This is a genomic window from Anaplasma marginale str. Florida, assembly GCF_000215485.1.
Taxonomy (GTDB): Bacteria; Pseudomonadota; Alphaproteobacteria; order Rickettsiales; family Anaplasmataceae; genus Anaplasma; species Anaplasma marginale.
The window spans coordinates 1-2,889 of record NZ_AFMS01000026.1 but is presented as its reverse complement, the minus strand read 5'-3'; the positions used below and the strand labels follow the sequence as shown (position 1 = coordinate 2,889).

2 pseudogenes are annotated in these 2,889 nt (G+C 49.4%); one reads left to right on the top strand and one right to left on the bottom strand.

Annotation, left to right across the window (positions count from 1 at the left end):
- Positions 1-673, top strand: a pseudogene (locus GAC_RS00800) (Cpg1 family polymorphic protein); the annotation flags it as partial.
- Positions 674-800: 127 nt separating this feature from the next.
- Here GAC_RS00800 and uvrC read toward each other — a convergent pair.
- A pseudogene (uvrC, locus tag GAC_RS00795) lies at positions 801-2,641 on the bottom strand (excinuclease ABC subunit UvrC).
- Positions 2,642-2,889: the final 248 nt, after the last annotated feature.

The window sequence follows — 2,889 nt, the reverse complement described above, 5'->3', positions numbered from 1 at the left end:
ACACCCTGGGGTTAGCCTAAAGAACTTGAAACCAAAAGATCAAAAGGTGCAAGATGATGGCGGTGGCGGCGAAAGCGTCGAGTTTTTCTTCGGGGAAGACGGGTCGTTAAATCCTGTCACGTCGAGCACTTACGATAACCTTGAGAGCGTTTTTGCACCCGATTTCGTATACCCCTCTGCTGAAACGCCGAAAAAATCTCGTCCGATGGCGGCAGCACGACCAAAAACCGCCCCTGCCGCGGAAGCAGAATATGGTGAGCAATCGCGAATGACGGCTAGAGCGGGCTTTGGTGCCTTGGCAGGAGATGATGACGCTGACATTGACATTGACCCGGCCAGTAAAGATGACCCTATGTTCGAAATGTACGCTCGATGCTTAGCCCAGAGAGGCGGTAATAATTGCGTGCCCCCGTCTGACCGCGCCCGCGGTAAAGGCGCAAAGGCATCGAGGGGAGGAGCGCGCGCTCCTGATGTAGAAGCAGAAATTGATGATGCGCAATTGCCATACGCTGCGCAGTCGGCACAGAGACTGCCGCAGAAGACGGTAACACGTCCCGCCGGCAAAGTAACCCTAGACCAGCTTTGGGACGACAACCTTGGCGCAGGGCCAAGTGGAATCATGACGGGTTCCTCTGCAATACAACCAGAACATCGCAGTAATCATAGAAAATAGTTGGCTGTGCCCTACCGCTCATCCTGGTAGATCATTGCCACAACACACCAATCGGGGCAGTTGCGCGCTCTCGTCCCGTGTTTCGCATTTGCAATATCCAGCCATTCTTACTTCAGCTTACTGGCGGTCAAGGTTGCGCCATACCTTGTTTGAGATAGGCGTATATCCTCTGTGCAAGCTTTATACTAATTCCCGGCACTTTACTAATTTCATCAGTTCTGGCACGCTTCACGCCATCTATCGAGCCAAAATATGTAATCAAGGCCCTACGCCTGGCACTACCAACTCCCGGTATATCGCACAGCACTGCCGACGATAGCGTCCTATCCCTGCTACTCCTGTGGGAGGTAATTGCAAATCTGTGCGCTTCATCACGTATTTTTCGCATGTATAGCATCAGTTTACTATCAGGATCTAGACATATCTTCCTTCCATCTGGCAGGTAAAACACCTCTTCCCCTGCATTACGGTTACTACCCTTGGCCATACATGCAAAGGGAATGCCAAGGTCACCCAGCACCTGAATGGCCGAGGAAATGTGCCCCTACCCCCGTCAATGAGTACAAAATCTGGCACTGATGGGCTCTCTTCACTGAACCTCCTGAAGAGCACTTCGTGCATCATTGAATAGTCATCCCCATTGAGCACTGTCTGAATTTTAAACTTGCGATATTCCTTCCTCAGCAGCCCATCCTTGCCACATACTACCATTACTCCAAATGGGTGCGTGCCAGAAATATGGCTGTTGTCATACACCTCTATCCTCTCTGGGGGGTTTGGAAGCCCAAAAAGCTCGGCAAGCTCTTCCAATTCTGCGGGAAGCGCCTTGTCACGTAATCTGCGATTAAGGGCCTCCATCGCGCTGTTGCGCGCCAGCCTCAAAAATTTCAATTCCTCGTGCGATTTTGCAGTAAGAATATCAACTTTGCGTGTTAACAGCTCCTCCAACGCGGCATTTATCACCTCACAATAGTCACTTTCACAGTCTACGTATACTCTACCGGGCGGATCGCTATACACTTGCAGCATAAACATGCCTAGCACGTCTGATTCACTTTCATAATTGCCATCATCAACAAAATATGGCTGGCTACCGTAGCTTATGCCGCCCCGGAAGGAGATAACTTGCAAGCAATATGTGCCAGAGCGCCCATATATTGAGACAAAATCGGCATCACATGACATCTCCGTCTGGAATGACACACACTCTTGAATGGATTTTAGCGCCTGCAGCCTGTCACGGTAGACCATAGCACTTTCATAGTCTAGGTTGTCACTAAACTTGCGCATTGAGTCAAATAACTCTCTCTGCAGCTCCTTACTCTTGCCCGTCAAAACCTTGTGCGCCATATGTACAGATTTCGCATAATCCTCTTCTGAAATCTTGCGGGTACACGGCGCCGAGCAGTTGCGCATTTCGTATTCAATGCATGGCCTATCTCGCGAGGCGAAAAAGTTGTCTGAACATGACCGAAGTTGAAACGCCTTCCTAAGCGCAGATATAACCAGCTTGACCACTAGTGACGATATAAAAGGCCCGTAGCATTTTCCCAGCCCGGCCTCCTTTCTTCCCCTATACTTGACGATACGCGGGTATTCGTGCTTCGAAAGCAGAATGTACGGGTAGAACTTATCGTCCCTCATTATGATGTTATACTTCGGCTTGAGAGTTTTGATGAGTTGCGCCTCCAGCAGCAACGCCTCCGCCTCACTCTGCGTTACTATAACATCAAGCTCGGTTATATGGCCCACCATCGCCAGGATTCTGTCCGACATCTGATTAAAATTGTAGTAGCTGCGCAGGCGCTTTTTCAAATCTTTGGCCTTCCCTACATACAGAACCAGGCCATTTGCACCCAACATCTTGTAGACACCAGCTACATCGCAGGGAATAGAGTTGAGCGCCTTCTTTACCGCATCACGTGCAATGAGGAGCCTACCAGCCAGATTCTTTTTCAGCACAGACACAACTTATCAAAGCCACAAAGTTAAGTCTCGCGCTAATGATGCTAAAAATCAAGATGCCATGTCTGGCAATGCTTTATATCGTACTCATCATGGAGTAGGTGAATACACATCTATCAAAACTCCACGAGATACCTGATATACCTATGGCTTGTGGTCGCCGTCATTCCAACTCAGCAGCATACTTGGGCTTGGTAATTAGGTGCCGGTATAACCCTACTTTGCGCAACACCAAACGTACCCCAACTGAA